Annotated in this window: 1 pseudogene; it reads right to left on the bottom strand. The window is 36.0% G+C overall.

Annotated elements, in window-relative coordinates:
- Positions 1-131: 131 nt before the first annotated feature.
- Positions 132-1,422 (bottom strand): annotated as a pseudogene (locus HT703_RS10645) (IS4 family transposase).
- Between the last annotated feature and the right edge of the window lie 88 nt (positions 1,423-1,510).

Below are 1,510 nucleotides of genomic sequence, written 5' to 3' on the forward strand. Positions count from 1 at the left end.
CCAATGTCATTAAGTTAGTGATCTAACTACTTGAATAGGAGATACGATTGAGGTCATCGAAGTGATTTTCTATCGCATCTTCTGTTTTTTTGCATGACAAATAAAGGTTTTTTCATCCTATTTTTTGAGATTTATGTTACTCTATAGATGAAATCAACTACCGATTGAGCCTTTATCTTTCTTGGATATTTTCGATTCGATCGAATAATAGATAACTGTTTCTTGAGGTAGTTTTTCAACTGGAGGGAAGAAAGGGAACCGTTTAAAAATAAACGGCAGGCATAAGCCGCATCTGAGAAACACACTTTATATCTTTGATTTTTGTGACTACTGTTGATGGCAATTTGCGAGGTTACCCAACGACAAAAGTTAAAATTTGTAAAACGAGCAAAGATTTCTTGGAGAATCCCTTCCTTCTTTTTTGCATGAAAATTGACCAAGCCAACACTGTATTTCAGGTCACGAAAACTAGTCTCTATGCCCCATCTACTGGCGTAGAGATTTTTTAATTCTTGGACTGAATAGTCTGTATTTGTCACTAAAGTTTCGTATTTTCCTTCTTCCACTTCTAAACGCACCATACGAAAAGGAAGCTCATAGAGTGCTACAGGAACCTGTTTTTGACTTGTTTCTGGAAGAAAATCAAAAGTAGAATTGTGTGGAATAAAATGATAGTCATTGGGGAAATCACGATAAAGTTTTTTGAGCTGATTGGTTTGCTTTCGTGATAATACTAGAGAAAATGTTTGATCAAAACACTCTGTATTTGGCAAGTTGAAGGAGGAATGCATGGATTGTTTTCCGTCTCGAATACGGATGATATAAAGCCAACCTTTTTCTTGAAAATGAGCCATGAGATTGTAACTTTCATAGCCTCTATCCATGATAACAAGAGCTTTCTCGAAAGGGAGAAGCCTCCATCATCTGAATCAGAGCTAAGCGCTCATGTTGCGTATGTTTGTCTTGAATAGAGACATCTCTATACACTCCAGTCGTCAAGTCGTATAGGGCATTTATGTGTATGAGATTATAGGATTTAACATCCTTTTTGGTTTGGATAAAGGTTTCTGTATCCAAGGGATTTCGAGGAATACAGATATCGCTCCCATCTGCAGCGAATATTGGAAAATCAGTATTAAGTGGAATAGGTTCTGTAAATTCTTTAAATAGGGCATAGAAAGCCTCAGGTTTTATCTGATAGCGTCTTTGAACAAAGGCTGAATTTGAAACTGTCAGTCTGGCATCTAGTAATTCTTTTGACAGTGATTTCCCTCCCATTCCCAGAATGGTACGAATCATAGTTTCTAGTGATAAACTTCTTTTACGAGTAAAGGCCTGTTCATCTTGTTTGACGAACTCAACTTTTTGACCAATGATACTCTGAATGCTCTTATCCAAGTGGGCTTTTATCTGTTTTATCATGGGAAATACCTCCTTAATTATAGTTTATCACATAAAAAAGAAACCCAAATACAGAATTGTATTTGAATTTCTTAACTTAATGACATTG

Origin of the sequence: Streptococcus sp. 3874 (genome assembly GCF_013276425.1) — a bacterium.
Lineage (GTDB): Bacteria > Bacillota > Bacilli > Lactobacillales > Streptococcaceae > Streptococcus > Streptococcus pseudopneumoniae.